Raw genomic sequence first — 795 nt, 5'->3', positions numbered from 1 at the left:
TAGCTCAAACTCAACCATAGAGACATTGCGTTTATTGCCACGTGCAGCAAATAGCGCAGCTTCGTTAACTAAGTTTGCTAGGTCAGCACCAGAGAAACCTGGCGTACCACGAGCGATTAGAGAAGGCTCTACGTCACCAGCTAATGGCACTTTGCGCATGTGTACTTTTAGAATCTGTTCACGACCGCGTACATCAGGAAGACCTACAACTACTTGACGGTCAAAACGACCCGGACGTAGTAATGCAGGGTCTAATACGTCTGGGCGGTTGGTCGCAGCAATAACGATAATACCTTCGTTGCCCTCAAAACCATCCATTTCTACTAGCATTTGGTTCAGTGTTTGCTCACGTTCATCGTGACCACCACCTACACCAGCACCACGCTGACGACCTACAGCATCGATTTCATCGATAAAGATAATACAAGGCGCGGCTTTCTTCGCTTGCTCGAACATGTCACGTACACGAGATGCACCAACACCAACGAACATTTCTACGAAATCGGAACCTGAAATAGTAAAGAACGGTACTTTTGCCTCACCTGCGATAGCTTTTGCAAGTAACGTTTTACCCGTACCTGGAGGACCAACCATTAAAACACCAGTTGGAATCTTACCACCCAGTTTTTGGAAACGGCTCGGATCACGTAGGTAATCAACAAGTTCTTTTACGTCTTCTTTTGCTTCGTCACAGCCTGCAACATCAGCGAAAGTGGTTTTGATTTGTTCTTCGCTCATCATACGAGCTTTACTCTTACCGAAAGACATAGCGCCTTTACCGCCGCCGCCTTGCAT

1 protein-coding gene is annotated in these 795 nt (G+C 46.9%); it reads right to left on the bottom strand.

The window, feature by feature from the left end:
• The coding region (locus tag R7Z50_RS26500) for an ATP-dependent metallopeptidase FtsH/Yme1/Tma family protein (protein ID WP_318149614.1) at positions 1 to 795 on the bottom strand (795 nt) is incomplete at both ends.

It is taken from the genome of Vibrio sp. 1249-1 (genome assembly GCF_033340495.1).
This window is presented reverse-complemented; position numbering and strand designations above follow the sequence as displayed.